Genomic DNA, 851 nt, shown 5'->3' with positions numbered 1-851 from the left:
CCCGTCCCCCACCGCATCCCCGTGGCGGTCGTGGCCCCCCAGCAGGCGTCCGCGCAGATCGTCGCGCAGCTCAACGCGCTGGACGGCGAACCGGTGAGGGCAACCGCGGCCTCCAGTGAGGCCGTTGCCCGCGACTGGGTCATGACGCGGCGCACGGACGCGGCGTTCCTGTTCAACCCGAAGGGCACCGAGGACACCCTGCTCGTCGCCTCGGCGGGCGGCCCGTCGGTGTCCCAGACCGCCACCCAGATCGCCCAGAAGATCGAGGCCTCGGAGAAGCGCCGGATCACGGTGACGGACCTGCGCGCCCCCAACTCCGGGGACGGCCGCGGCATGACGTCCTTCTACCTGGTCCTGGGCTGGGTGATCGGCGGCTACCTGACCGCGACGATCATGGGTATGGCGTCCGGATCCCGTCCGGCGAACCGCCACCGGACCCTGATCCGCCTGGCGGTCCTGGTCCCGTACGCGGTGGTGTCGGGTCTGGCCGGAGCGCTGATCGTGGGCCCGGTGTTCGACGCCCTGGGCGGCCACTTCTGGGCGCTGAGCGCGATCGGCACCCTGACCGTCCTGGCCTCGGCGGCCACGGCACTGGCCCTGCAGACCCTGCTGGGCCTGGTCGGCACGGCCCTGGTCATCGTCCTGTTCGTGGTCCTCGGCAACCCGAGCTCGGGCGGCGTCTACCCGGCTCCCCTGCTCCCCGCGTTCTGGAGCGCGATCGGCCACGCCCTGCCGCCGGGCGCCGGAACGACCCTGGTCCGCAACACGGTGTACTTCTCGGGCCACGCGACGGGTTCGGCGCTGTGGGTGCTGGGGGCGTACGCGGTGGGCGGCGCGCTACTGGCCTGGGG

At 73.1% G+C, this 851-nt stretch carries 1 protein-coding gene; it reads left to right on the top strand.

Going from position 1 to position 851, the window contains the following annotated elements:
- The coding region (locus tag EHS43_RS45345; protein WP_125196135.1) for an ABC transporter permease at nt 1-851 on the top strand (851 nt) is incomplete at both ends.

This window comes from Streptomyces sp. RP5T, assembly GCF_003933965.1.
Taxonomy (GTDB): Bacteria; Actinomycetota; Actinomycetes; order Streptomycetales; family Streptomycetaceae; genus Streptomyces.
This window is presented reverse-complemented; position numbering and strand designations above follow the sequence as displayed.